The organism is Pedobacter borealis DSM 19626 (assembly GCF_000708285.2).
Taxonomy (GTDB): Bacteria; Bacteroidota; Bacteroidia; order Sphingobacteriales; family Sphingobacteriaceae; genus Pedobacter; species Pedobacter borealis.
In genome coordinates, this window is the sequence record NZ_JAUG01000058.1 from 1 (window position 1) to 24,805 (window position 24,805).

General features: G+C 37.0%; 25 protein-coding genes and 1 pseudogene. 13 read left to right on the plus strand and 13 right to left on the minus strand.

Annotation, left to right across the window (positions count from 1 at the left end; genetic code table 11):
• Window positions 1-289 precede the first annotated feature (289 nt).
• A complete protein-coding gene (locus AW17_RS15260; RefSeq protein ID WP_029277884.1) occupies window positions 290-2,506 on the minus strand; it encodes a B12-binding domain-containing radical SAM protein in 2,217 nt (738 codons plus the stop codon).
• A gap of 224 nt (window positions 2,507-2,730) precedes the next feature.
• Here AW17_RS15260 and AW17_RS15265 point away from each other — a divergent pair, with 224 nt between their 5' ends.
• On the plus strand, window positions 2,731-3,447 hold the full coding sequence (locus AW17_RS15265) for a hypothetical protein (RefSeq protein ID WP_029277886.1): 717 nt from the start codon (window positions 2,731-2,733) through the stop codon (window positions 3,445-3,447).
• Here AW17_RS15265 and AW17_RS15270 read toward each other — a convergent pair.
• The 3 genes from AW17_RS15270 to AW17_RS15280 all read right to left on the minus strand — a co-directional run bounded on the left by AW17_RS15270 (window position 3,438) and on the right by AW17_RS15280 (window position 5,271).
• Window positions 3,438-3,764: a DUF5615 family PIN-like protein gene (locus AW17_RS15270; protein ID WP_029277887.1), complete on the minus strand. Its 327-nt coding sequence runs from the start codon at window positions 3,762-3,764 to the stop codon at window positions 3,438-3,440. The genes AW17_RS15265 and AW17_RS15270 overlap by 10 nt on opposite strands.
• On the minus strand, window positions 3,748-3,990 hold the full coding sequence (locus AW17_RS15275; RefSeq protein ID WP_029277889.1) for a DUF433 domain-containing protein: 243 nt from the start codon (window positions 3,988-3,990) through the stop codon (window positions 3,748-3,750). The genes AW17_RS15270 and AW17_RS15275 overlap by 17 nt, the downstream gene beginning before the upstream one ends.
• Window positions 3,991-4,080: 90 nt before the next feature.
• Entirely contained in the window at window positions 4,081-5,271 is a 1,191-nt protein-coding gene (locus AW17_RS15280; protein ID WP_029277891.1) for a BaiN/RdsA family NAD(P)/FAD-dependent oxidoreductase, read from the minus strand.
• A 54-nt stretch (window positions 5,272-5,325) separates the two neighbouring features.
• Between AW17_RS15280 and AW17_RS15285 the strand changes: the two genes are divergently transcribed.
• The gene (locus tag AW17_RS15285; protein ID WP_029277893.1) at window positions 5,326-6,465 is read left to right on the plus strand and encodes a 5-(carboxyamino)imidazole ribonucleotide synthase; all 1,140 of its coding nucleotides are present in this window, start codon (window positions 5,326-5,328) and stop codon (window positions 6,463-6,465) included.
• Between the two features lie 94 nt (window positions 6,466-6,559).
• Complete coding sequence (gene purE, locus AW17_RS15290; protein ID WP_051691877.1) at window positions 6,560-7,084, plus strand: 5-(carboxyamino)imidazole ribonucleotide mutase; 525 nt, start codon at window positions 6,560-6,562, stop codon at window positions 7,082-7,084.
• A gap of 249 nt (window positions 7,085-7,333) precedes the next feature.
• Here the strand turns inward: purE and AW17_RS15295 are convergent, their stop codons facing one another.
• The 3 genes from AW17_RS15295 to AW17_RS15305 all read right to left on the minus strand — a co-directional run bounded on the left by AW17_RS15295 (window position 7,334) and on the right by AW17_RS15305 (window position 8,855).
• Window positions 7,334-7,534 (minus strand): helix-turn-helix domain-containing protein, encoded by a 201-nt coding sequence (locus AW17_RS15295; protein WP_029277897.1) that lies wholly within the window; start codon window positions 7,532-7,534, stop codon window positions 7,334-7,336.
• A 9-nt stretch (window positions 7,535-7,543) separates the two neighbouring features.
• Window positions 7,544-8,191, minus strand: a complete 648-nt coding sequence (locus AW17_RS15300) for a DUF2975 domain-containing protein (RefSeq protein WP_055726101.1) — start codon at window positions 8,189-8,191, stop codon at window positions 7,544-7,546.
• Between the two features lie 100 nt (window positions 8,192-8,291).
• Window positions 8,292-8,855 carry a YqgE/AlgH family protein gene (locus AW17_RS15305; protein ID WP_029277901.1) on the minus strand — a complete coding sequence of 188 codons (564 nt, stop codon included), beginning with the start codon at window positions 8,853-8,855 and terminating at the stop codon, window positions 8,292-8,294.
• 46 nt (window positions 8,856-8,901) lie between these two features.
• On the opposite strand from AW17_RS15305, the gene pdxH reads away from it, so the two are divergent.
• From pdxH to ruvB, 3 genes are all read left to right on the plus strand, one after another.
• The gene (gene pdxH, locus AW17_RS15310) at window positions 8,902-9,552 is read left to right on the plus strand and encodes a pyridoxamine 5'-phosphate oxidase (RefSeq protein ID WP_029277903.1); all 651 of its coding nucleotides are present in this window, start codon (window positions 8,902-8,904) and stop codon (window positions 9,550-9,552) included.
• 93 nt (window positions 9,553-9,645) lie between these two features.
• Window positions 9,646-10,539, plus strand: coding sequence for a 3-hydroxyacyl-CoA dehydrogenase family protein (locus tag AW17_RS15315; protein WP_029277905.1), 894 nt, complete (start codon window positions 9,646-9,648; stop codon window positions 10,537-10,539).
• A 31-nt stretch (window positions 10,540-10,570) separates the two neighbouring features.
• The gene (gene ruvB / locus AW17_RS15320; protein ID WP_029277907.1) at window positions 10,571-11,593 is read left to right on the plus strand and encodes a Holliday junction branch migration DNA helicase RuvB; all 1,023 of its coding nucleotides are present in this window, start codon (window positions 10,571-10,573) and stop codon (window positions 11,591-11,593) included.
• Between the two features lie 139 nt (window positions 11,594-11,732).
• On the opposite strand, the pseudogene AW17_RS15325 reads toward ruvB, so the two are convergent.
• Window positions 11,733-12,113, minus strand: a pseudogene (locus AW17_RS15325) (GxxExxY protein).
• A gap of 121 nt (window positions 12,114-12,234) precedes the next feature.
• Between AW17_RS15325 and AW17_RS15330 the strand changes: the two are divergent.
• Entirely contained in the window at window positions 12,235-13,743 is a 1,509-nt protein-coding gene (locus AW17_RS15330) for a bifunctional GNAT family N-acetyltransferase/carbon-nitrogen hydrolase family protein (protein ID WP_029277909.1), read from the plus strand.
• 62 nt (window positions 13,744-13,805) lie between these two features.
• On the opposite strand, the gene AW17_RS15335 is transcribed toward AW17_RS15330, so the two are convergent.
• A complete protein-coding gene (locus AW17_RS15335; protein ID WP_029277911.1) occupies window positions 13,806-14,012 on the minus strand; it encodes a hypothetical protein in 207 nt (68 codons plus the stop codon).
• 134 nt (window positions 14,013-14,146) lie between these two features.
• Between AW17_RS15335 and queG the strand changes: the two genes are divergently transcribed.
• The 3 genes from queG to AW17_RS15350 are packed head-to-tail and all read left to right on the plus strand — an operon-like array spanning window position 14,147 to window position 15,696.
• Window positions 14,147-15,082, plus strand: coding sequence for a tRNA epoxyqueuosine(34) reductase QueG (queG, locus tag AW17_RS15340; protein ID WP_029277913.1), 936 nt, complete (start codon window positions 14,147-14,149; stop codon window positions 15,080-15,082).
• Between the two features lie 27 nt (window positions 15,083-15,109).
• Window positions 15,110-15,313, plus strand: a complete 204-nt coding sequence (gene vapB / locus AW17_RS15345; protein WP_029277915.1) for a type II toxin-antitoxin system VapB family antitoxin — start codon at window positions 15,110-15,112, stop codon at window positions 15,311-15,313.
• Complete coding sequence (locus AW17_RS15350) at window positions 15,313-15,696, plus strand: type II toxin-antitoxin system VapC family toxin (RefSeq protein WP_029277917.1); 384 nt, start codon at window positions 15,313-15,315, stop codon at window positions 15,694-15,696. The genes vapB and AW17_RS15350 overlap by 1 nt, the downstream gene beginning before the upstream one ends.
• Before the next feature lie 164 nt (window positions 15,697-15,860).
• On the opposite strand, the gene AW17_RS15355 is transcribed toward AW17_RS15350, so the two are convergent.
• Entirely contained in the window at window positions 15,861-17,723 is a 1,863-nt protein-coding gene (locus tag AW17_RS15355; RefSeq protein ID WP_029277918.1) for a M1 family metallopeptidase, read from the minus strand.
• 89 nt (window positions 17,724-17,812) lie between these two features.
• Window positions 17,813-18,766: an exonuclease domain-containing protein gene (locus AW17_RS15360; RefSeq protein WP_029277919.1), complete on the minus strand. Its 954-nt coding sequence runs from the start codon at window positions 18,764-18,766 to the stop codon at window positions 17,813-17,815.
• Window positions 18,767-18,950: 184 nt separating this feature from the next.
• On the opposite strand from AW17_RS15360, the gene AW17_RS15365 reads away from it, so the two are divergent.
• Together AW17_RS15365 and AW17_RS15370 are read left to right on the plus strand one after the other, a co-directional pair.
• A complete protein-coding gene (locus AW17_RS15365; RefSeq protein ID WP_029277921.1) occupies window positions 18,951-20,924 on the plus strand; it encodes a transglutaminase family protein in 1,974 nt (657 codons plus the stop codon).
• Window positions 20,925-22,832 carry a DUF3857 domain-containing transglutaminase family protein gene (locus AW17_RS15370; protein WP_029277923.1) on the plus strand — a complete coding sequence of 636 codons (1,908 nt, stop codon included), beginning with the start codon at window positions 20,925-20,927 and terminating at the stop codon, window positions 22,830-22,832. It abuts the gene before it with no gap.
• Between the two features lie 174 nt (window positions 22,833-23,006).
• Here the strand turns inward: AW17_RS15370 and AW17_RS25170 are convergent, their stop codons facing one another.
• A complete protein-coding gene (locus AW17_RS25170; RefSeq protein ID WP_255512125.1) occupies window positions 23,007-23,129 on the minus strand; it encodes a hypothetical protein in 123 nt (40 codons plus the stop codon).
• A 341-nt stretch (window positions 23,130-23,470) separates the two neighbouring features.
• On the opposite strand from AW17_RS25170, the gene AW17_RS15375 reads away from it, so the two are divergent.
• A complete protein-coding gene (locus AW17_RS15375; protein ID WP_029277924.1) occupies window positions 23,471-24,256 on the plus strand; it encodes a murein L,D-transpeptidase catalytic domain family protein in 786 nt (261 codons plus the stop codon).
• Here the strand turns inward: AW17_RS15375 and AW17_RS15380 are convergent.
• Window positions 24,253-24,696 (minus strand): hypothetical protein, encoded by a 444-nt coding sequence (locus AW17_RS15380; protein ID WP_051691878.1) that lies wholly within the window; start codon window positions 24,694-24,696, stop codon window positions 24,253-24,255. The two genes, AW17_RS15375 and AW17_RS15380, sit on opposite strands and share 4 nt — an antisense overlap.
• Between the last annotated feature and the right edge of the window lie 109 nt (window positions 24,697-24,805).

Genomic DNA, 24,805 nt, shown 5'->3' on the forward strand with positions numbered 1-24,805 from the left:
TTTTGTGGCGTTTTAATCAAGTTTTCTGTTAAGACGGTCGTCACCCTGAATTTATTTCAGGGTCTTTCACGCTAAAAAGATGCTGAAATAAATTCAGCAGGACGATAAAGCGGGATTAGGCGTAAATAAGATATAATTTTCAGCAAATAATTATCGAACTCAGGTTAGAAAGATGCTGAAATAAATTCAGCATGACGATCGAATTAGGCAAACCAGCTAAAAAAAACAGTATAGTTCAGGTACAATAAAATATAAGCTTACGCTTGTTGGAAACGAGCCTAAGCAAAATTTACAAAACCAACAAGCCGTATTCTCGAAGCGTGTTGATCGGTTTAGAATACCAGAACAGCTCAAAGTTTTCCATTTCTTGTTCAAAATCGGTTTTAACCTCCTGAAAAGTGTAAACTTTTTCGTTTGAGATAGAAACTTTATTTAAAACAGCAGTGAGCCACTCACCCTCCTTTTTATTGGTTTGCACAGTAAAAGTCTCTTTTTTATCGTGAAAAGTTAATGATGCCATTTCCCAGGTATTCCCCTTTTTCGATTTGGTAAAATATTCTGCAGAAGGCTTTCCTCCTATCCAAACTACTTTTGCGGTAGGTTTCGTATTAAACTGATCTTCATCATTTAAAGCGCTCTCAATAAAATCTGAAGGGATTTTCGTCCTAGGAATTTTAAAATCAAACCAATCCTGCAGTTCATAATCAAAACAGATACCATGCATAAAATTGAAAAGTGACTTTTTCAACCCGAAACTGAATTTATTATGGTCAATGCCTGTTTTATCGGTATAGTTGATGTCATTATTGGCAAAAGTGCCAATCACTTCAGTGTCTTTTACCACCCCAAATTTTTCCGGGTACATACCCACGGGACTGTGTGCCGTCATGGCAAACTGATGCCAAAAGCCTGATTGTAATATCCCAACCTCAAACAACTGACGTACCATCTCCAAACTGTCGATCGTTTCCTGTATGGTTTGCGTTGGGTAGCCATACATTAAATAAGCATGCACCATAATTCCAGCTTCGGTAAAATTACGCGTAACCTTAGCCACTTGTTCTACCGTTACGCCTTTATCGATCAGCTTTAACAAACGATCTGAGGCAACTTCCAGTCCACCCGAAACCGCAATACAACCCGAAGCCTTTAACAATAAACATAGGTCTTGCGTGAAGCTTTTTTCAAAACGGATGTTTGTCCACCAGGTAACGGCTAACTTTCTTCTGATGATTTCTAAGGCAACCTCACGCATAAGCGCAGGTGGTGCAGCCTCATCAACAAAGTGAAAGCCATTTTGCCCTGTTTTCTCATATAAATCCTCAATGCGATCTACAATTAGTTTAGCCGCAACAGGTTCGTAAACTTTGATATAATCGAGCGAAATATCGCAGAAAGTACATTTACCCCAATAACAGCCATGTGCCATCGTGAGTTTGTTCCATCGTCCATCACTCCACATGCGGTGCATCGGATTTACAATCTCAATTACCGAAATGTATTTATCCAATAATAACCCTGTATAATCTGGTGTACCAACATCAGCCTGCTTATAATCATTTCTGAAGGCATCGTTACGGTAAACCACTTTGCCGTTTTCGAGCAGAAAAGTCCTTTTATAAAAATGGGCTTCAGCTGGAATAGGATGAGTAATATTTTGATATAAGAGTTCAATTGGTAATTCACCGTCATCTAAGGTAATGTAATCGAAGAATTCAAAAACCCTTGCATCAGATAATGATCTTAATTCTGTATTCGGGAAACCACCGCCCATAGAAATTTTGATTTCCGGATGATTGGCCTTGCCCCATTGTGCACAACGGAAAGCACTATACAAATTGCCCGGAAAAGGAACAGAAATCAAGAACAATTTAGGCTGAACAGTTTCAATTTTCTCTTTTAAAACCGAAATCAGGATCTCATCTATATAGGTTGGTTCTTTATGCAAAGCATCGTACAGTTCATCAAAAGAATTTGCACTTCTGCCTAAACGTTCTGCATAACGGCTAAAACCAAAATTTTCATCAACACACTCCACTATGTAATCAGATATATCTTCAAGATAAAGTGTAGCCAAATGTTTCGCTTTATCCTGCGTACCCATTGCGCCAAAAGCCCAGTCCAGCTCTGCTAAAGCTGCAAAACGCGAAGCTTGGGGCAGAAAATCATCACTACAGATCTGCAAGGCCAAAGTTGGATTCTTACCCTGTAGAAACGCAATTACCGCATCGATGGTTTTTAAATATTCGTCTTGCAATGCAAAAATACGCTTAGCATTATCGCTTTTTGGATTTTCATTATCAACGCATAAACTTCGCTCAGTGTGATTGAACAGATCTTGCAATCCTTTTTTAGAGAACAGCTGTAAAATAACTTCAATACCTAAATCGGCCTGTGTAGCGCTGATATTTTTAGTGTTCAGAAAACCTTTTATATACGCCGTTGCTGGATATGGGGTATTCAGTTGGGTAAATGGCGGCGTAATGGCAAATATTTCGGTTTTCAAAGGGAATTGTTTTTCTGCAAAAGTAAGGGATTTTTAAGGATTATCGCTAAATGCATGAAGAAACGACTTTATGATTAGAAAATCGTAAACTGTTTTTTAAAAGTCTAATGTATTAAGATCCCCAATCAAGTTGGGGATGACGGATCTATCGGGATATACAACTATCTTAAACTAAAACACCAAGTCAAACGTTTTAATCCTACATCAACACGTTTTCTACCTGAATGAAAGTTTTTTGTTTTTACATCCTGATGCTCTGTGTGCAAATCGGCTTTGCACAAAAAACATTTGTATTCCCTAAAATTAAGGCGCAGGGGGCTTCTGCTGAACAATTTACGCCTGCAAACTGGACGGTTATCGATCAGGTTCGCGGCGATTTAAATAATGATGCAACAGATGATTTAGCAGTAGTTTTTGAGTTTAATAAATCTATCGACGAAACGCGTGTTTATGGAGACAACAATACAGATATCATAAAAGAAACCCAGAAACCAAGAATATTGGCCATATTGTTTAAAGATAAATCAACAGGTAATTACAGTTTATCTACCCAAAACAACGATTTCATTTTACGTTCGGAAGAAGGTGGTAAATTGGGCGATCCGCTACAACAGATTGCCATTAAAGATCAGCAACTGTATTTAAGGTTTCAAGGGGGTTCAGAATGGCGCTGGGAACTGGGCTATACCTTTAAATTTGAAAATAAGGACTGGTTTTTAACAAGCGCGATAAACCTTTATTTTAACCAGAACAGCGGCGATATGACCGAAAGGGTTTACGATTTCAAAACCCGTGAATTATTTACTACGGTAGGTAATCTACACCGAAGGGATATTGCAAACCATAGAACAAGCGAGGTTTTATATTTTTCACAGCTCAGAACTTTTAAAACCTTTAAAAAACCATGGGCATGGGAAATTATGCCGAATGTTTATTTGTAGGTTATAATATTAGCTCCAACTTTGAGATTGGATTTTAGTAATAATAAGGTTTGTGGTACCAATTCTTTTAGTGTTAAATATGTATTGTCAAATGCATTTAAAACAATGATGGGTAGGGTATATTTTGCGAAATTCTGTTGAAACTGGAGATTTTTATCAAATGTGATCAGTACATGAAAATCATCAGCGATCATTAATTTCAGCAATTCACCATTCTTAACGCCATTCCAACCCATGTCTCTAACGGTATAAATCTCATGTTCGGAAAAATGTTCTTTTAATCTTTTGGGGAGATTTTCATCAAGAAGCAATTTCATATATTTTATCTATATGATCGGAGGTTATTAATTTGTTCGCCACTTCTAAAACACTAATTACCTGCCTCTTAGATACACTTGGAAAGTCTTCTAAAAATTCATCGATAGTGATTCCTTTCTCTACATGAAAAAATAAGGTTTCAACTGGAACTCTTGTACCTGCAAAAACAGGTAAACCACCTAAAATGTCTGCATTTGTTGAGATAATATCTTTTAATGATTCCATAGTAATCAAATTTAATCAATTTTAACAACAAATTTTAAAGATGTTGTACAAACCTATCAGGTTTTCGAAACCTAATGGGTTAATTAAACTTTAAATATTCTGCGCAATTACAAAACCACTTGCCCAGGCCCATTGAAAATTATAGCCGCCCAGCCAACCTGTAACATCTAAACATTCGCCACCAAAAAATAGGTTCGGAATCTTTTTACATGCTAAAGTTTTAGAAGATATTTCATTGGTATCAATTCCGCCACGCATTACTTCAGCTTTATCATAACCTTTATCGCCAGCAGGTTTAACCTTAAAATGATGAATGGTTTGTTCAATCAAATCGATTTCTGACTTTGTTAATGCTGCAACAGGTTTGCTTAAAGGTAAAAACTTACCTAATGCATCGGTAAACTTCTTGGTATAAATCCGGTTTAAAAGCGTCGACAATAAAGTTTTGCCGTTCGTTTTTCTTTCCTCATCCAATAATGCTACGATATCCTGATGAGGCAACAGATTCAGGTTGATGGTCTCGCCTCTTCTCCAAAAAGAGGAAATCTGCAAAATAGCAGGCCCGCTTAATCCCCAATGGGTAAAAAGGATATTTTCTTCGAACGAAATCTGATCATTGCTTACTTCGCAAAACACAGAATTTCCCGAAAGCTGCGCAAACCATTCTTCATCCTTACCAGTTATGGTCAAAGGGACCAAAGCGGGAGCCGTTTCAATAACTTTTAAGTCGTGTTTTCTCGCAAAGCGTAAGGCAAAATCCGTAGCGCCCATTTTTGGGATGGGTAAACCTCCGGTGGTAATCACCAGCTTTTCCGCAGTTAAAACTACAGTTTTACCATTTTTCTCATAACTCACTTTAAAGCCTTCTGGCAATATTTCAATATCCTTTACATCTGCGTTACACCTAATTTCTTGCCCAAAATCTTCGCAAACGGAGGTAAAAACCTCAACAACATCTTTCGCATTTTTATCATCAGGAAATAATTGGCCTAAAGTTTTTTCTTTGCCTGTTATGCCATAAGTTTCAAAAAAGCCAATGGTATCGTCAACCGTCCACTGCGTGAAAGCAGATTTGATAAAATGTGGGTTTGCTGATATAAACTGCTCAGCTGATGCAAATTGATTCGTATAATTACAGCGACCACCACCTGAAATTAAAATTTTGGCGCCGGGTTTGTCATTTTTTTCGAGCACAATTACTTTCTTGCCCAGATAGCCTGCCTGCACCGCACACATCAATCCGCAAGCACCTGCACCAATAATTATTGCATCAGCATTCATCAATAAAATTTATTATGGTTACTTTTGCACAAAAGTAGCATTATTTTCAAGCGCATGGCAAAACAGATTAGCGAATTAAAATTAGGTATTTTAGGCGGCGGACAATTGGGCAGAATGCTCATTCAACAAGCAATCAATTACAATGTAACCACATTAGTTTTAGATCCAGATCCTGATGCCCCTTGTAAACACATCTCTAATTACTTCGAAAATGGCTCAATTACTGATTTTGATACCGTTTACAACTTTGGAAAGAAAGCTGATATTATTACCATAGAAATTGAAAAGGTAAATATTGATGCACTTGAGCAGCTTGAAAAAGAAGGCAAAAAGGTATTTCCACAATCTAGGGTAATCCGTTTAATTCAAGATAAAGGCGTACAAAAACAGTTTTTTAAAGAAAACGATATCCCAACCTCTCCTTTCCAGATTGTAAATACGAAGGAAGATATGGAGAACAGTACTATCCCTTTTCCATATATTTTAAAATTGCGTAAAGATGGTTATGATGGCAAAGGCGTGATGAAAATCAACAGTGCAGTCGATTTAGATAAAGCTTTTGATGCGCCTTGTATCATCGAGAAACTGGTCGATTTTGAAAAAGAAGTTGCCGTAATTGTTGCCCGTAATGCCAACGGCGATATGAAAACTTTCCCAATGGTAGAAATGGAATTTAATCCAGAGGCCAATTTGGTTGAGTTTTTAATTTCCCCATCTACTTTTGCCGAAAGCTTACAACAAAAAGCAGAAAACATTGCTAAAAATATTGCCTCGGCAATGAACATCACCGGGATTTTAGCGGTAGAAATGTTTATTTGCAAAGATGGAGAGCTGCTGGTTAACGAGGTCGCACCCCGTCCGCACAACAGCGGTCATCAAACTATCGAGGGCAATTATGTTTCTCAGTTCGAACAACATTTACGTTCTATTTATAATTTGCCACTTGGCGATACCACGAGTATTACCAATGCCATTATGATTAACCTGCTTGGCGAAAAAGGTTTTGAAGGTGTGGCTAAATATGAAAATCTGGAAAAAATATTGGCGATTGATGGTGTTTTTGTTCACCTATATGGCAAGAAATACACAAAACCTTTCCGCAAGATGGGCCATGTAACCATTGTAGATATCGATAGAGAAAAAGCCATAGAAAAAGCACGCTTTGTACAAAAGACACTAAAAGTAATTGCATAGCCCCCTAGCCCCCTTAAGGGGGAACGAATATCAAGGTCGAAATGCCAAAAGCTTAAGAACAATATAAAATATAAATAAAGACTAAACAATATATATGAACGCTGGAAATTCAAAGTCCCCTTCAGGGGATTTAGGGGCATTAGTTGGAATTATCATGGGTAGCAAATCAGATTTACCTGTTATGCAAGACGCTGCTGATGTATTAAAAGAATTTGGAATAAACTATGAAATTACGGTTGTTTCTGCCCACAGAACACCAGAACGGATGTTCAATTACGCTAAAGAAGCGCAAGGCCGTGGTTTAAAAGTGATTATTGCCGGTGCTGGTGGTGCTGCCCATTTACCAGGAATGGTGGCTTCTATTACCACATTGCCAGTAATTGGCGTTCCGGTTAAGTCATCAAACTCTATCGATGGCTGGGACAGTATTTTATCTATTTTACAAATGCCGAATGGTATCCCAGTGGCTACAGTGGCATTAAACGCTGCTAAAAATGCAGGTTTATTAGCCACTCAGATTTTAGCTACAGCTGATGAGTCTTTAACGGTTAAAATGCAAGCTTACAAAGATGAACTGAGAAGAAAGGTTGAAGAAAGCGCTGATAGTCTTGAGTCCTAAGTCAGGAGTCTTTAGTCTATTCAACTAATATTTATTCATAATGGTCATTTTCAGCACCGTTTCCTAACGCGATCGTCATGCTGAATTCATTTCAGCATCTTTCTTGCAAGATTGACCCTGAAATAAATTCAGGGTGACAACTCTAAATTTAAATATCCCCGGAAGATCTTTTAAAGACATATTATAAAAAGAGATCAAGTTATTCATTCTATAAAAGGGCGATGTAAAAATAATTTTCATCGCCCTTTTTCAATCCATATCAATAATATCACCAGGCTTGCAATCCAAAACTTTGCAAATCGCTTCCAGTGTATCAAACCTTACTCCTTTTGCCTTCCCTGTTTTTAATATGGAAAGATTTACAATGGTAAGCCCTACTCTTTCTGAGAGTTCAGTTAACGACATTTTCCGCTTGGCCAGCATCACATCTAAATTTATAATTATGGGCATAATTCGGGTTTATACGAATGATTCATTTTCTTCTTTAATCTTAACTCCCACTTTAAAAGCTAAACCAAAGGCCAATATTATTAAACCTATGATGGTTTCTGAAGCTATAATACCTTCTCCATTACTCAAGGCATATTTAGAATCGTTTAAACTCAACTGGTTAATACAAGAAACAAATAACTCTTGAGAAAACCACCTCGCAATTGGCAAACATATTAACAATAAGCTTCCCCATATTATAATCGATGCATTTTTTGCAGTAAATACTTTGTCCTTTGTTAGCGACTGGAAAAACACTTTTATAAGAAATATAATTATCCCAATAATTAACCAATAAACAACAATTGAAAACTGAAACAATATAGCTGGTAAGGAAAATAATTGATCATAAGTCCTAAATCTCAAATGAACCAAAGCCCTATCGGTTTTTTGTATCACAACAGTATCGTTGAACCAAGATTTTAAAGGATCTTCATCAACTTTATTGGTAAAATAATTAAGTTTTACATTATATACTTCATAACTTTTAACTGCTTTACTACTTGCTGGCGAAGAGGATGTAAAAAATTGTTGGAATAAAAATACAACATAAAAAGCTAACACGATCGTCGCCAATCTATTTAGGTTTTTAATCACCTTACTTTCTGAGAGTTTCATAGATAATAAATTTAAATATGAAACAAACATAAGATATTATTTAAAATAAAACAATAAATACTTATCGTTTTATTTTAAATGAATGCTAATTAAAAACTATCTAGTTCAAATTCGGGTCCACTGGAAAATTACTGATATGTGCATATTTCGGGCCTAAATTTACGATCACATCCCGCCAAAGTTTTTCATCATCGTTACTAAAAATGAGGTCAGGATTAAAGGTATCGCTCACCATCCAGGCATTCTGCTCTATTTCGCGATCGAGCTGTCCATGGCCCCAGCCAGAGTAGCCCATAAAAAATTTTATCTCCTCAGCGCTTATGGCATTGGTATTTAAAAGGATTTTAAGTGTTTCAAAATTTCCACCCCAATACAGTCCATTCCCAATAGGCTCACCACTCTGTAGTTTATCATAACTACGATGAATGAAATGTAAGGTATCTGCAGCAACAGGTCCGCCAAAATAAATGTAGTTTTTTGCATCCCATAAATCCTGTATCACATCATTCAGCATAAGATTACCTACCTGGTTAAGTATATAACCTACAGTTCCATCATCGCCATGCTCTGTTAATAGCACAACAGATCTTTTAAAATTAGGATCAGCCATAAATGGCTCTGAGATGAGCAAGCGGCCTGTTTTAGGTTTTATATTGTTCAGCATGATGATAATCATTTGTTACACCGTAAAAGATGTCTATTTTTGTTAAATGCAAGTTACAAATGAATTTCTACAAAACCTGCGCCAAGATTATAAAAGCGCTTCGCTGGATGAATCTGACGTTGATCAAGACCCAATTATCCAGTTTAAAAAGTGGTTTCAACATGCTGTTGATGCCCAGATATACGAACCCAATGTAATGACTTTGGCTACAGCCGATAAAGCCGGCAGACCCGATGCCCGTATTGTTTTGCTTAAAGGTGTTGATGCCGGTGGATTTAGGTTCTTTACGAATTACTTAAGTGCTAAGGGAAAAGAGCTTAAACGCAATCCATACGCAGCTTTAGTATTTTTCTGGCCTGAATTGGAAAGACAAGTGAGGATTGAAGGAACAGTAGAAAAACTAGATAAGGAAACTTCCGAAGAATATTTCAATACGAGGCCGCTTGACAGTCAGATTGGAGCGGTAGCTTCCCCACAAAGTCAGGTTATTCCAAACAGGACGTTTTTGGAAGAAAAAGTTGAAGAATTAAAGGCTAAAAGTACCGATAAAGGTATTGCAAAACCTGCGCACTGGGGCGGTTATATTGTAAAACCTACAAGGATAGAGTTTTGGCAAGGAAGAAGCAGCAGGCTGCACGATAGGATAAATTTCGAAAAGGTTAAGGGAATCTGGACTAAAACCAGATTGGCACCATAACTTAATATAATAAATAGAGATCGGGCTATCCGGCAAGATCTCTATTTTAACTAATCGTTTACTATTAAATTCTCTTTTTTTAATCTCTTAAAGATGAAACAAATCGCAGTTATAGGATCTGGCACGATGGGAAATGGCATCGCTCATACCTTTGCACAATTCAATTATCAAGTCAACCTAATCGACATCAATCAGGATGCATTGGATAAGGCTATACAAACCATTACCAAAAATCTAGACAGACAGCTTGCCAAAGGCACATTAACAGAAGATCAGAAAGCGGCCACTCTTAATAACATCACCACCTATACCTCAACAAAGGATGGCGTTCAAAGTTCCGATTTAATTGTAGAAGCCGCTACCGAAAATGTGGACTTAAAACTGAAGATCTTTAAGGATTTAGATAAGTACGCACCTGCACATGCTATTCTGGCTTCAAATACCTCTTCTATTTCCATTACGCAGATTGCTGCCGTAACCGGTAGAGGTGATAAGGTAATCGGGATGCACTTTATGAACCCTGTTCCGGTAATGAAGTTAGTAGAAGTAATAAGAGGTTATGCCACGAGTGATGAAACAACCAGTACTATTATGTCGCTATCGCAAAGTTTGGAGAAAGTTCCTGTTGAGGTAAATGATTATCCGGGTTTTGTGGCTAACCGCATTTTAATGCCAATGATTAACGAGGCCATTTACACCCTGTATGAAGGCGTTGCAGGCGTTTATGAAATCGATACGGTAATGAAACTTGGAATGGCACATCCGATGGGGCCCTTGCAGTTAGCCGATTTTATTGGTCTGGATGTTTGCTTGGCAATATTAAAAGTATTGAACGACGGTTTTGGTAATCCTAAATACGCACCATGTCCATTATTGGTAAATATGGTTGCTGCAGGTAAAAAAGGTATTAAAACTGGCGAAGGTTTTTATAAATATACTGCCGGATCAAAAGATCTTGTCGTTTCTGATAAATTTAAAAAATCCTAATTTTTTTAGCATTTAATTTTATATTTGCTGTATGAATGAGAATCTGGATCCCGAAGCAAGCAACCTAAGCCCTACCGATCGCGATATTGAAAGGGTTTTAAGGCCACAGGCTTTTGAAGATTTTACGGGGCAGGAAAAAGTGATGGAAAATCTGAAGATTTTTGTTCAGGCGGCGAAACTCCGTGGCGAGGCTTTAGATCATGTTCTTTTGCATGGTCCTCCCGGATTAGGTAAAACCACACTCTCTCATATCATTGCCAATGAAATGGCTACTGGCATCAAAGTAACCTCTGGTCCGGTGTTAGACAAACCTGGCGATTTGGCTGGTTTATTAACCGGCTTGGATGAAGGCGATATTCTTTTTATCGATGAGATCCATCGTTTATCTCCGCTTGTAGAAGAATACCTATACTCTGCCATGGAGGATTTTAAAATCGATATTATGCTCGAAACTGGCCCGAATGCCCGTTCTGTACAGATTTCGCTTAATCCTTTTACTTTAGTAGGTGCTACCACCCGCTCCGGATTGTTGACTGCTCCGTTAAGGGCACGCTTTGGCATCAATGCCCGCCTGGCTTACTATGACGCTAAATTGCTAACCACAATTGTGCTACGCTCTTCTGATATATTAAAAACGCCGATCAGTGATGAAGGTGCCTACGAAATTGCCCGCCGTAGTCGCGGCACGCCCCGTATTGCCAATGCACTTTTACGGAGAACAAGAGATTTTGCGCAGATTAAAGGAAACGGAAATATCGATACTGAAATTGCCCGTTATGCCCTCAATGCATTAAATGTAGATGAACATGGCTTGGATGAAATGGACAACAGAATCCTGGTTACCATTATCGATAAATTTAAAGGCGGTCCGGTAGGTTTAAAAACCATTGCTACGGCTGTTGGAGAAGATGAAGGTACTATTGAGGAGGTTTATGAGCCGTTTTTGATTCAAGAGGGATATATTATGCGTACTTCACGGGGTAGAGAAGTTACCGAAGCCGCATATAAGCACTTAAAGAAAAATTATCCAGGCCAAACCGGGAAGCTGTTTTAATACAAGATTGTTTCCCGCAGATCCGAATGATAAAAAACGCAGATCGACACAGATTTGGCCAACCACAAAAACCTTTACAATCCCTTTAAATCTGCGGTCCTTATCTGCGAAATCTGCTGGAAAAACTAGACATATAATACTAATCTAAGCCATAAGCCTTTCTAATAATATTATCTGCGATGTTATCTGTATTAAAATTAACTAGTAAACCCAATTTATAACCAGACAACTTTAAATAAGTAAGCAGTTGTTTATGATGAACATTCATAATAAACTCCACTGATTTTAATTCAACAACCACCTTTTGCTCTACCACAAGATCTAACCTATATCCCACATCTACAGTAATTTCTTCATAGCGCATAGGTAATGAAACCTGTCTTTACACAAATAACCCTGCCTTTTCTATTTCATATTTTAAGGCAGCTTCATAAGCAGATTCGAGTAAGCCCGGGCCAAGAGTATTGTAAACTCTAAAAACACTTCCTCGAATGATATATGATACTTCATTTTCCGTCATTACTTAAATTTAATAATTCTTTCCAGAAAAGAATATCCCAAAACACAACTTCATAACCTATTAATATTTTCAAGAAAACATTAAGGTAGCTTTTGTGTTCAATAACTACAAATCAAACATTATGAATATTGAATTACGTAAACTAACGCTCGAAGATTACGAAGATCTTAAAGAATCGATGCTCCAGGCCTACGACAGTATGGGCGGTTCCATCTGGCCAAAATCAAGTATTGCAAAACTTTTAAATATTTTCCCCGAAGGACAGCTCTGCATCGCTGTTGATGATAAGGTTGTAGCCTGTTCATTAGCCATTATTGTAGAGTACGACGAATATGGAGATCGGCATACCTACAAGTTGATCACTGGTGATTATTCTTTTACAACACACGATCCAAACGGCGATACCCTCTATGGAATCGAAATTTTCGTGCACCCTGACTTCCGTGGTTTGCGCTTGGGAAGAAGGTTATATGAGGCACGTAAAGAACTCTGCGAAAGCCTAAATCTAAAAAGCATTATCGCCGGTGGCAGAATTCCGGGTTATCACCAATATGCAGAACAGCTTAGCCCAAGGCAGTATATAGACAAGGTAAAAGCAAAAGAAATTTACGACCCTACATTGACTTTTCAGATCTCTAATGATTTTCACGTAAGAAAAGTATTGAAAAACTATTTACCTGGCGATAAAGAATCAAAAGAATATGCCACCTTAATTGAGTGGAATAACATTTATTATCAAGGTATTGATGCTTCAGCCCGTTCGGCAATGACCATCCGTTTGGGTTTGGTGCAATGGGAAATGCGTTTATTCCCCAATATGGACGCATTTTATGAGCAGGTAGAGTTTTTTGTTGATGCGCTAAGTGGCTACAAATCAGACTTCGTGATGTTCCCTGAGCTATTCAACACGCCCTTATTGCAACCTTATAATCATTTGCCAGAGATTGAGGCCATGCGCAAACTCGCCGAAAAAACAGAAGAGATCGTACAAAAAATGCATGAGTACTCGTTGAGCTACAATACTAACATCATTACAGGCAGTATGCCACTTATTGAGGATGGTAAACTTTATAATGCCACTTACCTTTGTCACCGTACCGGTAAAATAGATGAGTATAGAAAAATCCACATTACACCGAATGAGCAGAAATATTATGGTATGATTGGTGGCGATAAAGTACAGGTATTTGATACTGATTGCGGTAAAGTAGGTATTTTGATCTGTTACGATGTAGAATTCCCTGAATTAAGCCGCATTTACGCCGATCAGGGCATGCAGATTTTGTTTGTACCATTTTTAACCGATACACAGAATGGCTATACACGCGTTAGGCACTGTGCTCAGGCCCGGGCGATAGAAAACGAATGTTATGTGGCCATTGCAGGCTGCGTGGGTAATTTACCGAAGGTAAACAACATGGACATCCAGTTCGCGCAATCGGCTGTTTTTACACCTTCTGATTTCGCTTTCCCAACCAATGCCATAAAAGCAGAAGCTACGCCAAATACGGAGATGGTTTTAGTGGTAGATGTTGACCTACATTTACTAGACGAACTACACCACTATGGAACAGTAAAGGTGCTAAAAGACAGAAGAAAAGACCTTTATCAGGTTAAACTTTTGAAATAATAACCCATAAAAAATGCCGGTCAAATTAATTTACCGGCATTTTCATTTTAATCTAAAGCTAATTATTTTCTCATCACAAACCATATAATCAAACCTATAATAATGGCGATTGGCAACACCCATTTCAAAGCTTGCCCTGCCCCATTTTCATCTTTCTCAGTAACGGCAGGTTTTGCTGGTCCCGGGTTTTCTTTATGACTTTCGTAATCTTTTTCAATCGGTTTCGGAGCTGCTCCTGATTCCGTATGTTGTGGTTCTATGTCTTCCATGTCTACTACGTTAAAGGTCTCCTTCTAAGTTGATATCCCAATCCGGATAAACCATAATCAATTAATTTTTTCTGTATTTAGAACAAGTGATTAATGAAAATGTTTTAAATCCTAAGCCTTATCTTTGCAGATCGGTGTACAACAATTATGCAAAATATAGCCAGCTAATTAAAGATGAAGCCATGCGCTTAGGCTTTATGGCCTGTGGCATTTCGAAAGCTGAATTTCTGGAAGAAGAAGCGCCAAGACTGGAAAACTGGCTGAACCAGAACCGTCATGGTGAAATGAAATATATGGAAAATTATTTCGATAAACGCCTCGACCCCAGACTTTTAGTAGAGGGTGCAAAATCAGTAATTTCCTTATCCTTAAACTATTATACAGAAGAAAAACAATCGGATCCTGATGCGCCAAAAATTTCCAAGTATGCGTACGGACAAGATTACCATACAGTAATAAAAGATAAATTAAAAGAACTAACTCATTTTATTGAAGAAAACATTGGTGAAGTTTCGGGAAGGGCGTTTGTAGATTCTGCTCCGGTTTTAGATCGTGCCTGGGCGAAAAAATCGGGTATTGGCTGGATTGGTAAAAATTCTAACCTGATCAGTAAAACTGAAGGTTCCTTTTTCTTTCTGGCAGAGTTGATTGTTGATCTGGAGCTAGATTATGATCACCCATACCAAGCTGATTATTGCGGAAGCTGTACACGTTGTTTAGATGCCTGTCCAACTGATGCCATTATTGCACCTCAGGTTGTAGATGGAACCAAATGTATCTCCTACCTCACCATTGAACTCAAAAATGAAATTCCCAATGAGTTTAAAGATAAAATGAACAACTGGATGTTCGGTTGTGATATCTGTCAGGATGTTTGCCCATGGAATCGTTTCTCTAAAGCCCACAATGAAGAAGCTTTTAACCCTGAGAACGGCTTACTGGATTTGAACGCAAAAGACCTTACTGAAATTACAGATGATGTTTTTAAAAAGGTTTTTAAAGGGTCGGCAGTTAAGCGCACTAAATTTTCCGGACTGAAAAGGAATATCGATTTTCTGAAACCTGAATAGTCACAAATCTTTTTTATATTTGATATTATGACTGACATTCAATTATATACAAAATTGGCAGACTTACCTACTGAACTAAAAAAAAGGGTATCAGATTATATTGATTCTTTAATGACGAAAGAGAAATCAGTTGATAAATCCAAAAAGAGGGTATCTGGTTTAGGAAAAGGTCTAATTAGCATAAAGGATAATTTTAATGATCCTATTGAAGGTTTTGAAGGTTACCTATAATGAATCTTTTACTTGACACGCATATTGTAATCTGGTTTATCACCAATGATGATAAACTTTCAAAAAAAATCAAAGATCTTATTGAAGATTCAAAAAACAAGTGTTTTGTTAGTATAGCTAGTTATTGGGAATTATCCATTAAATATGCTCTAGGAAGGTTGAATTTAAATTCAACAATTGAAGAAATATTTAATATTATAGAAAAAAGTGGATTTGACATACTACCTATTACACTGAATCATATCATCCAACTTTCAAAGCTAGCGCATTTCCATAATGATCCTTTTGATAGATTGATGATATCTCAGTCAATTACTGAAAATCTAAGCTTAGTAAGTAATGGCAATTATTTTCCAGCTTATAAAATACAACTCATTAATTAACAATATCTTATACTTAATTTATTTCAGCATCCACAATCAAAGAATTAAGTTTAATAGATCCTGAAACAAGTTCATTATGACGATCGCCATAAAACTTACCTATGTTAAGGAAGTCAAGTTTTTAGGCGATTTGCTCAGTTCAACTTGACTTCCTTGGTATTTATCTAATTCAACGAAAAACTATTATCGCTTTTCACTTTATCAGGGGTGTGTGGGTTTCCCATCACTACTTTTGATAATTTCTTGCTTGTTTTTATATTTATTTTCACTTGCGTATCCCCTTTTTCCCAAACACCAATAGTATTATGGTTATTTTCGATAGAACCATCTTCATAAGTCAGGGATAAATCGATTGGCAACGGCTTAACGCTTTTGTTCTCAATGGTAATTGTATATCCACTTGATGTTTTGTCAACTGCTTTAATAGCCATATCGGTAACACCATCTTCAAAAAAAAACCAGGCTTTCCAGAACCAGTTTAAATTTTTACCGCTTCCCTCATTCATGCTATTAAAGAAATCGTATGGCATTGGGTGTTTACCATTCCAGTTTTTAATATAAGTATGCAAAGCTTTGGTAAACAGTTCATCTCCCAGGTAATCTTTAACAAACAAATAAGCCAAACCTGGTTTAGGGTACGAATTGGTAAAAGATCCTAATCCTTTTAAATCTGGTGTTAAAGTCATTATTGGGGTATCATCTTTCCCGCCAGATGACGAAGCCGTAGGTTGTACGCCGTATTCATCAACAATTGTAGAATCAATCATCGGAGAAATCAACCACTCACCTATTGTGGCCCAACCTTCGTCCATCCAACCATATTTTGTCTCATTTATGCCCATGTAAAAAGGAAACATAGTATGAAAAATTTCATGGTCGGTTAAAGTAATCGCATCTGTGCGATTATCAACCGGGTTATCGTTCACCATCATTGGGTATTCCATTTGGTCTAAACCATCGAATATCGTTTCATGATTGTATGGAAAAGGCCATTTAGGAAAAGTATAACTCATGGCTTCAACCGTTTTACGGGCGAAATCAATCACTTCGTAATAATCTTTATGTTTTGGATTAAAAACAGCATCTACACGGGTTCTTCTTTTTGTTTTAGGATCAACTACCAAACTACTCGATTTCCACAGGTAATGATCGCTTAGCGCAAATACAAAATCAGTAACGTTTTTAGCCTCGAATTTAAAGGTATTAAAAGCATTCGGTTGCGTTACTTTTTTATCAGCTAAATCTTTGTCGGTAATCACATCAATTACAGCGTCATTTTTTTCGGCAGATAACATTCTGGAAACAATATCTTTCTGGAAAACTTCTGAAGGGTTTTTCAGGTCGCCGGTTGCCCAAACTCCATATCCACCTGGAACCGTAATTGAAGCATTGAACTGGTCAAAATCATTATAAAACTCCTCGGCTCCTGTGTAAGGGAATTTATTCCATCCGTCTACATCATCATAAACCGCAATACGCGGAAAAAAGTAAGCCACGAAATGAGAGCCCTCATCTATCTGACCTGTTCGTATATGCGATCCTTTATTTAAAGTATAGCTGTAATCAATAGAAAAGCTAACGGTTTTGCCAGGAACAACCGCAGGAACATTAACAGTCATATTGGTTCCATCAATTTTAAAATCAGTGATTGATTTTCCGTTCGTTGCCAGTTTTTCAATAGCAACTCCATCACCCAGGTCAGACTCTGCCAATTTTGACTTTCTTGGTGTTCCTTTTTTATACAGATTTGGGTAAAGCTTAAACCATATCTGCTTCAGCGTATCAGGACTATTATTGGTATAAGTTACCTGAACCTTACCTTTTAACAACCTGCTGATTGGATTAAAATCTACATTAAGATCGTATTTTGAAGTATTTTGCCAATAATTTTTCCCTGGCTTTCCGTCCGTATTTCTAGTTTCCTTTTGATAGGTTTTTTGAAATTCAGGTGCTATTGATAAAGTAGTCTGCGCATTAACGTAAAATGCTGTACACAATAAAAGGCTAAATATTTTTATAGATTTCATTTTTTGAGTTTAGGGCAAAGCGCTTTGCGCATGGCGTAATGTTATCTTTTAATAAAAATCAATACTAACAATTAACCGATTAACCAAAACTACTTACCAAATTTCATTTTCAACTGCTCCAACATATCTGTATTAATTGGCTGTGCTGGTTTTTCTGTCTTCGGTTGAGGTTTCTGTTGATATTGAGGTTTATTTGCAGGTGCATTATTTTGCGGCCTAGCTACTTTGTTTTCGTTTTTCTTGGCATTGAATTTTGCCCACTCCTCATCTAATTTCTTCTTTGTGTACAAGGGGAAATCGCCATTCTTCATCCAGGCATAATAACTAGGTTCTACAGAAAATACCTGTGCTGTTGTTTTACCTTTATGTTTACCAAAATTGAAACACACTTCATCATTATCATTATACACCAATCTACCGGCAAAATCTACAGGTTTATTAATATTGGTAAAAATATGCAGTGCATCTACATCATTTACAACGGGAATACTTTTTACACCTTGTTTGCTCTCAAACTCGGTTTCCTTGTACATTTCTAACTGGCCAAGTAAAACTTTGTAAGTGGCAATAACATCTGCTTCTGCAGCATGTGCATTAATTAAATCTTCCTGACAATAGAATTTATAAGCCGCTTTTAAGGTACGCTGCTCCATTTGGTGGAATATGTTCTGTACATCAACAAACTTGCGGTTGTTCATATCAAAATCCACTTCAGCCCTTAAAAATTCTTCTAAAAGCATCGGGATATCAAATTTATTCGAATTGTATCCTGCCAGGTCACTTTCGCCAATAAATTCGGCAATTTCGGCTGCCAAAGTTTTAAAGGTAGGCTCGTTTGCAATGTCTTCATCATAAATACCATGTATTAACGACGTTTGCAAAGGAATCGGCATTTCTGGATTTACACGCCAGGTTTTAACCAGTTCAGAACCATCTGGCATGGCTTTTAAAATCGCTATTTCAACGATTCTGTCGGCTCCAACATTAATTCCAGTAGCTTCTAAATCAAAAAATGCTAAAGGGCGCTTTAAATTTAATTTCATTTCTTATGATGTGAGATTGGCGACATTAGATTTGAATCGGAATGTCAAATTCTTTTTTTTCAAAAGTGCTAAAAAGGTTTCATTAGTTCTGTAAAACAGCTTTATTAATTTATAAATTTAATTGTCAAATTATTTCAGAATGTTAATTTGTAGGATTAAATTGCGACAATTTATATACGCTCAAATGAATAAGACATTAGCCATACTATTCCTCCTATTTTTATCATTAACTACTCATGCTCAAAACTTTAACTTTGGCGCAATCACTTATGATGATTACGAATTCGACAGAAAAAAATTAGACAGCAATGCGAATGCTATTGTTTTAAAAGAATTTGGTACGGCATCAATTCAACGCGACGATAATACAGGTAATTTAGAGTTGATTTTTGAACACCACGTAAAAATCAAAATCTACAATAAAGAAGGCTTTAAGGAAGCTAATATTGTTATTCCAACCTATAAAGACGAATCCCGCGAAGAAACAATCAGCGATTTAAAAGCTTCTACTTTTAATTATGTAAATAATAATTTTGTAGAAACCGTAATGGACAGAAAGGCTGTTTTCACTGAAAACCGGTCAAAATACACCAGACTAACCAAGTTTACGCTTCCAAACCTCAAAGAAGGATCGGTAATTGAGTATAGTTATAGGTTAAAATCTCCAAACCTGTTTAATTTCAAAACCTGGGAATTCCAAAGCGATATTCCAAAGGTGATTAGCGAATATTTGGTTTACATTCCAGGCATTTACAACTATAATGTTTCCTTACGCGGATTTCAAAAACTGACGGATCAAAAAGTAGAGTTGAGCAAAGAATGTTTAAGGCTTTCAGGCGTAGCTATCGATTGTTCAAAAATCAACTACATGATGAAAAACATTCCGGCATTTATCGAGGAAGACAACATGACTGCTCCCAGTAACTTTAAATCGGCCATTTATTTTGAGCTTTCAGATGTACAGAATTTGAATGGGGGAAAAACATCTTATACCAAAACCTGGAAAGATATTGATTATGAACTGTCATCGTATAAAACGTTAGGCGATCAGATGAAAAGGAAAGATGTTTTTAAAGACCTCATTCCAGAAATTACGAAAGGAAGTACTACCGATTTAGATAAAGCAAAAGCCGTTTATAATTACATTAAAAAACAGATCAAATGGAATAATTATTACGGAAAATACGCAGAAGATAATATCAAAAAGGCACTAGAAAACAGATCGGGCAATGTGGCAGATATTAACCTGAGCCTAATTGCGGCACTTTCTGCAGCTGGTTTAGATGCAGAGGCTGTTATCCTTTCTACCCGTGATAATGGAACTGTAAACAAACTTTATCCGGTAATGAGTGATTTTAATTACCTGGTTGCTAAAGTAAACTTTGCCGATAAAAGTTATTTGTTGGATGCTACTGAACCACTTCTACCCTTCGGATTGTTACCACTTCGGTGTATTAACGACCAGGGCAGGGTAATCAATTTAAAAAAACCATCTTACTGGATAGATTTAAAGGCCAGCCAGAAAACAACTACCAGTTATATCCTAACGGGAAAAATGACAACTGAAGGAAAAATCATTGGCACTTTAACTACCCATACCATGGGTTACGCGGCATATGGCAAACGTAAAGATATTCTTCGATACAATTCGCCGGATGAATATGTCGAGAAGCTTGATGAACGTTTAACCAGAATTAAGATACTTGATCATCAAATTTTGAACCTGGATAGTGTAGAAAATTCTTTAATAGAAAAATACGAGGTTGAGTTTACCATAAACGATGGCACAAATAAAGATCAGTTTTATTTTAGCCCATTTTTTATCAATACCATTTCGAAAAATCCATTTAATTTAAACGAACGTACCTACCCAGTTGATTTGGGTGCGGCGTCTGACGAGCGTATTATCATCAATGTGCTGTTACCAGAAAAATACCAATTGATAGAAAAACCAAAAGATATGGCAATAGCTTTACCCAATGCTGGCGGCAAGTATTTATTACAAACAGGTTTAGATGGAAACACCATTTCGATGAGTCAGGTCTTACAGTTTAACAATGCTATTTATCAGCCAGAAGAATATCTTTTCTTAAAGGAATTCTACAGCAAGATCATCCAAAACCAAAAAACAGAGTTTTTATTAAAAAAAGCAAATTAAATGAGATTCTTATTTACCGTATTTTCCTTGCTTTTAGTTTCTGTTGTTGGCTTTGCACAAGACAACTATGATGTTGATTTAATTCCCGCTAACCTGCGCAACCGCGCCAATGCCTGTATCAGGAATGAAGAAACAACCATCGATATGCGTTCGCCTGATAACGTAATGCTTAATGTAAAAAAAGCCATTACGGTATTTAACCAAAATGGAGAGGACGAAGCACGTTTGGTACTCTATTACGATAAAAATATTTCAATTAAAGGGATAAAAGGAGAAGTTTACAACAGCGTTGGCAAACTCACGAACAAATTTTCTCAGAACGATTTTGCCGATATGAGCGCAGCAGATGGATTTTCGCTCTTTGTTGATAGCCGTGTAAAACACTATCTGCCATCGGTAAATCAGTACCCTTACACCCTGGTTTATAATTATGAGATTAGAAATAAGCAGAACCTGATTATACCCGATTGGAGTCCGAAACCGGCAGATGATGTTTCAGTAGAGAAAAGTACCTATACCTTTATTTGTAAGCCAACAGATCAGGTAAGAATAAAAACCCAGAATTATAGCGGAACACCAGAAGTACTCACTGATGAGAAGCAGAAAAAAACAATCTGGAAGGCAAATAATATCTTAGCCGTTAGAACTGAACCCTATAGTCCGGCACACGAAACTTATGCAACCAACATCCAGATTGCCCCGCAAACGTTTTATTATTACAACCATAAAGGCAGTTACACCAACTGGAAAGATCTCGGCAAGTGGATTTATGACGATCTGTTAGCAGCACGCAAAGCCCTGCCACCTGCCACCATTGAAATGGTAAAAGATCTGGTAAAAAACGAAAGAACCGACAAAGATAAGGCACGTAAAATTTATCGGTATTTACAAGATAAAACAAGGTACATCAGCGTACAAATTGGTATTGGCGGTTTTCAGCCGATTGCAGCCAGCGAAGTAGACCGGTTGGGCTATGGTGATTGTAAAGCTTTAGTAAATTATATGCAAAGTCTGCTCAGTGCAGCAAATATAGATTCTTATTACTGCGTAGTATCGGCTGGTTCTGAAAAGAAAAGTATGGACCCGAACTATGCCAGTATGGTACAGGGCAATCATATAATTTTATGCATGCCGTTAAAGGGCGACACGACCTGGTTAGAATGCACCAGCCAAAAAATCCCCTTTGGCTTTTTAAGCGATTTTACAGATGATCGATTAGTACTTGCTTGTACTACCGAAGGAGGTAAACTATTGCATACACCGAAACTAACCACTGCTGAGAACTTGCAGATACGTAAAGCCAACTTAACTGTTCAGTTAGATGGCAGTGTATCTGGAAAAATGAATACCGTTTATGCTGGCTCACAATATGAAAATCAGGAATCGCTGATTGGTAAATCAATAACCGAACAGCATAAATTACTAAAAGAAGCTTATAACATTGACAATATTGATTTCGAAGCAGTTTCCTTTGCGCAGAAAAAAGATATATCGCCCAAATTAACGGAAGAAGTAAGCATTAATATCAGAAATTATGCGCCTGTTAATGGAAATAAAATGTTTTTACAGCTCAATGCCTTTAACCTGAGGCGGTCAATTCCTGAAATAAAGAACAGAACACTGCCCGTTTACATTAACCGCGGATATACAGACGAAGATACCATTGTTTATACCTTGCCAGATAATGTAATTACAGCATTGATTATTGGACAAGATAAAGCTTTTAAAAGCCCTTTCGGAGAATATGTATGTAAGGCCAGCTTAGTAGGCAACAAACTAACCTATTACCGGAAATTTATACTAAACGATGGTACATTTCCTGCAGCGCAGTATAATGAGTTTTCTAAATTCATTAATGATGTAAATTCTGCAGATTATTTAAAATTAGCACTTAGCTTAAAGAATTAGTTCATTGGTTCATAAGCCATTGGTCTATTGGTTAGCATGACGATGAAACAACCTGCAAAGAGTGCCTTCGACTACGCTCAGGCCGACAATACGCACGTGTACGGTGTAAAAATGTGAGCTCAAATTATATCTGCGCCTCTTTTCTGCTAAATCTGCGGGAAACAAAAGCAGGCTTTAGCTTAAAAAAATAATCCCGAGGCCAATACCAATAATCATAATTAAATACATCAAAATTTCTGTTGAAGCAAATCTTTTGTATTTGGTCCAGAAAGAGTAATCATTTTCTTCGTTTGGCATTTTTTATTCGTTAGGTAGCAAAAATAGGCAAATAGATTTAAAGAAAAATTAATAAGTTTTTTTCCGCAGATTAAGACGATTAACACAGATTATAATTTAACTAGAGAGGATCATTTCCGTTAGGAATGACAAGCCACTCAAATCTGCGTCCTTCTGCGATTCTGCGGGAAACAACAGATATGATATAGCTTGCCGCCTCACATTCCTAAAAGCTATATTATTCCGTTTTAAGTCACCAAAATGTAAAACCAATTGTATTTGAAATGCTACAGAATTGATTTGGGCAACATTTGAGCAAAACAACCGTATAAATAGCTCAATATCAAATTAAAACATACTGAATGAAGAAATACATCCTGGACATTGCTACGATTTTTTTGATGGGTATGAGCATTGTCGGAACAAGTTGGAAAGCAGCGGAGCTTCCCCATACACAACAAGAAGTAGTTAAGCACGTAGCTACAGATAGCTTATACAATCAATATATCTCAAATATTTACCATCAGGTTCATTTAGATTCTGCCGGATTAAGCGAAGAGGTTTTTGAAAAAGCCCTAACCGGTTTTTATAACTTAAAATATTCTGGTCTTTTACATAGCAAATCTATTTTAACCATTGCCGATTTTGATCAGGAAAGTTCTAAAAAACGCCTGTATATTATCGATCTTGCGAGCAAAAAACTGGTATTAAATACTTGGGTAGCTCATGGGCAAAACAGTGGTGGCGATAAACCAGCCTACTTTTCCAACAATATCAATTCGAACCAGAGTAGCTTAGGTTTTTATTTAACCGGTGAAGTCTACTACGGAAAACATGGCCGTTCGCTTAAATTGGATGGTATGGACCAAGGTTTTAACAGCAATGCAAGAGAAAGGTCCATTGTGGTTCATGGCGCCAGTTATGTAAGTCAAAAAAGCATCGATCAATTAGGCAGACTGGGCAGAAGTCAGGGTTGTCCTGCTGTCCCGGCTAAGTTGGCCGATCAGGTGATCAATACCATCTCTGACCGAACGGTACTGTTCATCAATAATTCAGAACAACAATACAATTCATCATTTTTAAATGAAACACTGGCAGCAAGTGTTGTATTAAATCAGGAACAGATTTTAGCAGCCCAAATGGATTAATGTTGTTTAATATTTTTGGCATTCAGGTTTTTAGGTAAAATCCAGATAAAAAACGATTTGCTACTGGCTAGTAAATCCCAAACCCAACGGTTACTGTCTACCCCCTTTTCGCCACAGTCTACAACTTCTGCCCGTTTGAGCAGTTTTTTAACCAAAGCTTGAATCCATTTTATTTGCACCATGCGATTGAAGGATAGTCCCAGATAATCGCAATACACATGTACCAGGATTTCTACAATAAGCGAAGCGTTAGAAATCGCTAGTGCTTTACCGAAATGCTGTTCATAATCGGCTTTAATTGTATTTATCAAAAGCTCAAACCTTGCATCTGCTTTTCCATCAAGATAAGTCCAAAGTTGAGCATTACTATACACGCGGATTAATTGCGGTTCGAGCCCTACTTTAATTTTATTACCTGCCAGTTCATAAATTTTATCCATTCATTAAAAATCAATTGTAGCTGTTAGATAGAGATATTACCGAATTGTTAATCAATCCGATATAAAAATTTCTGACACAAATGGTGGACAAAGTTATATGATAATTGTT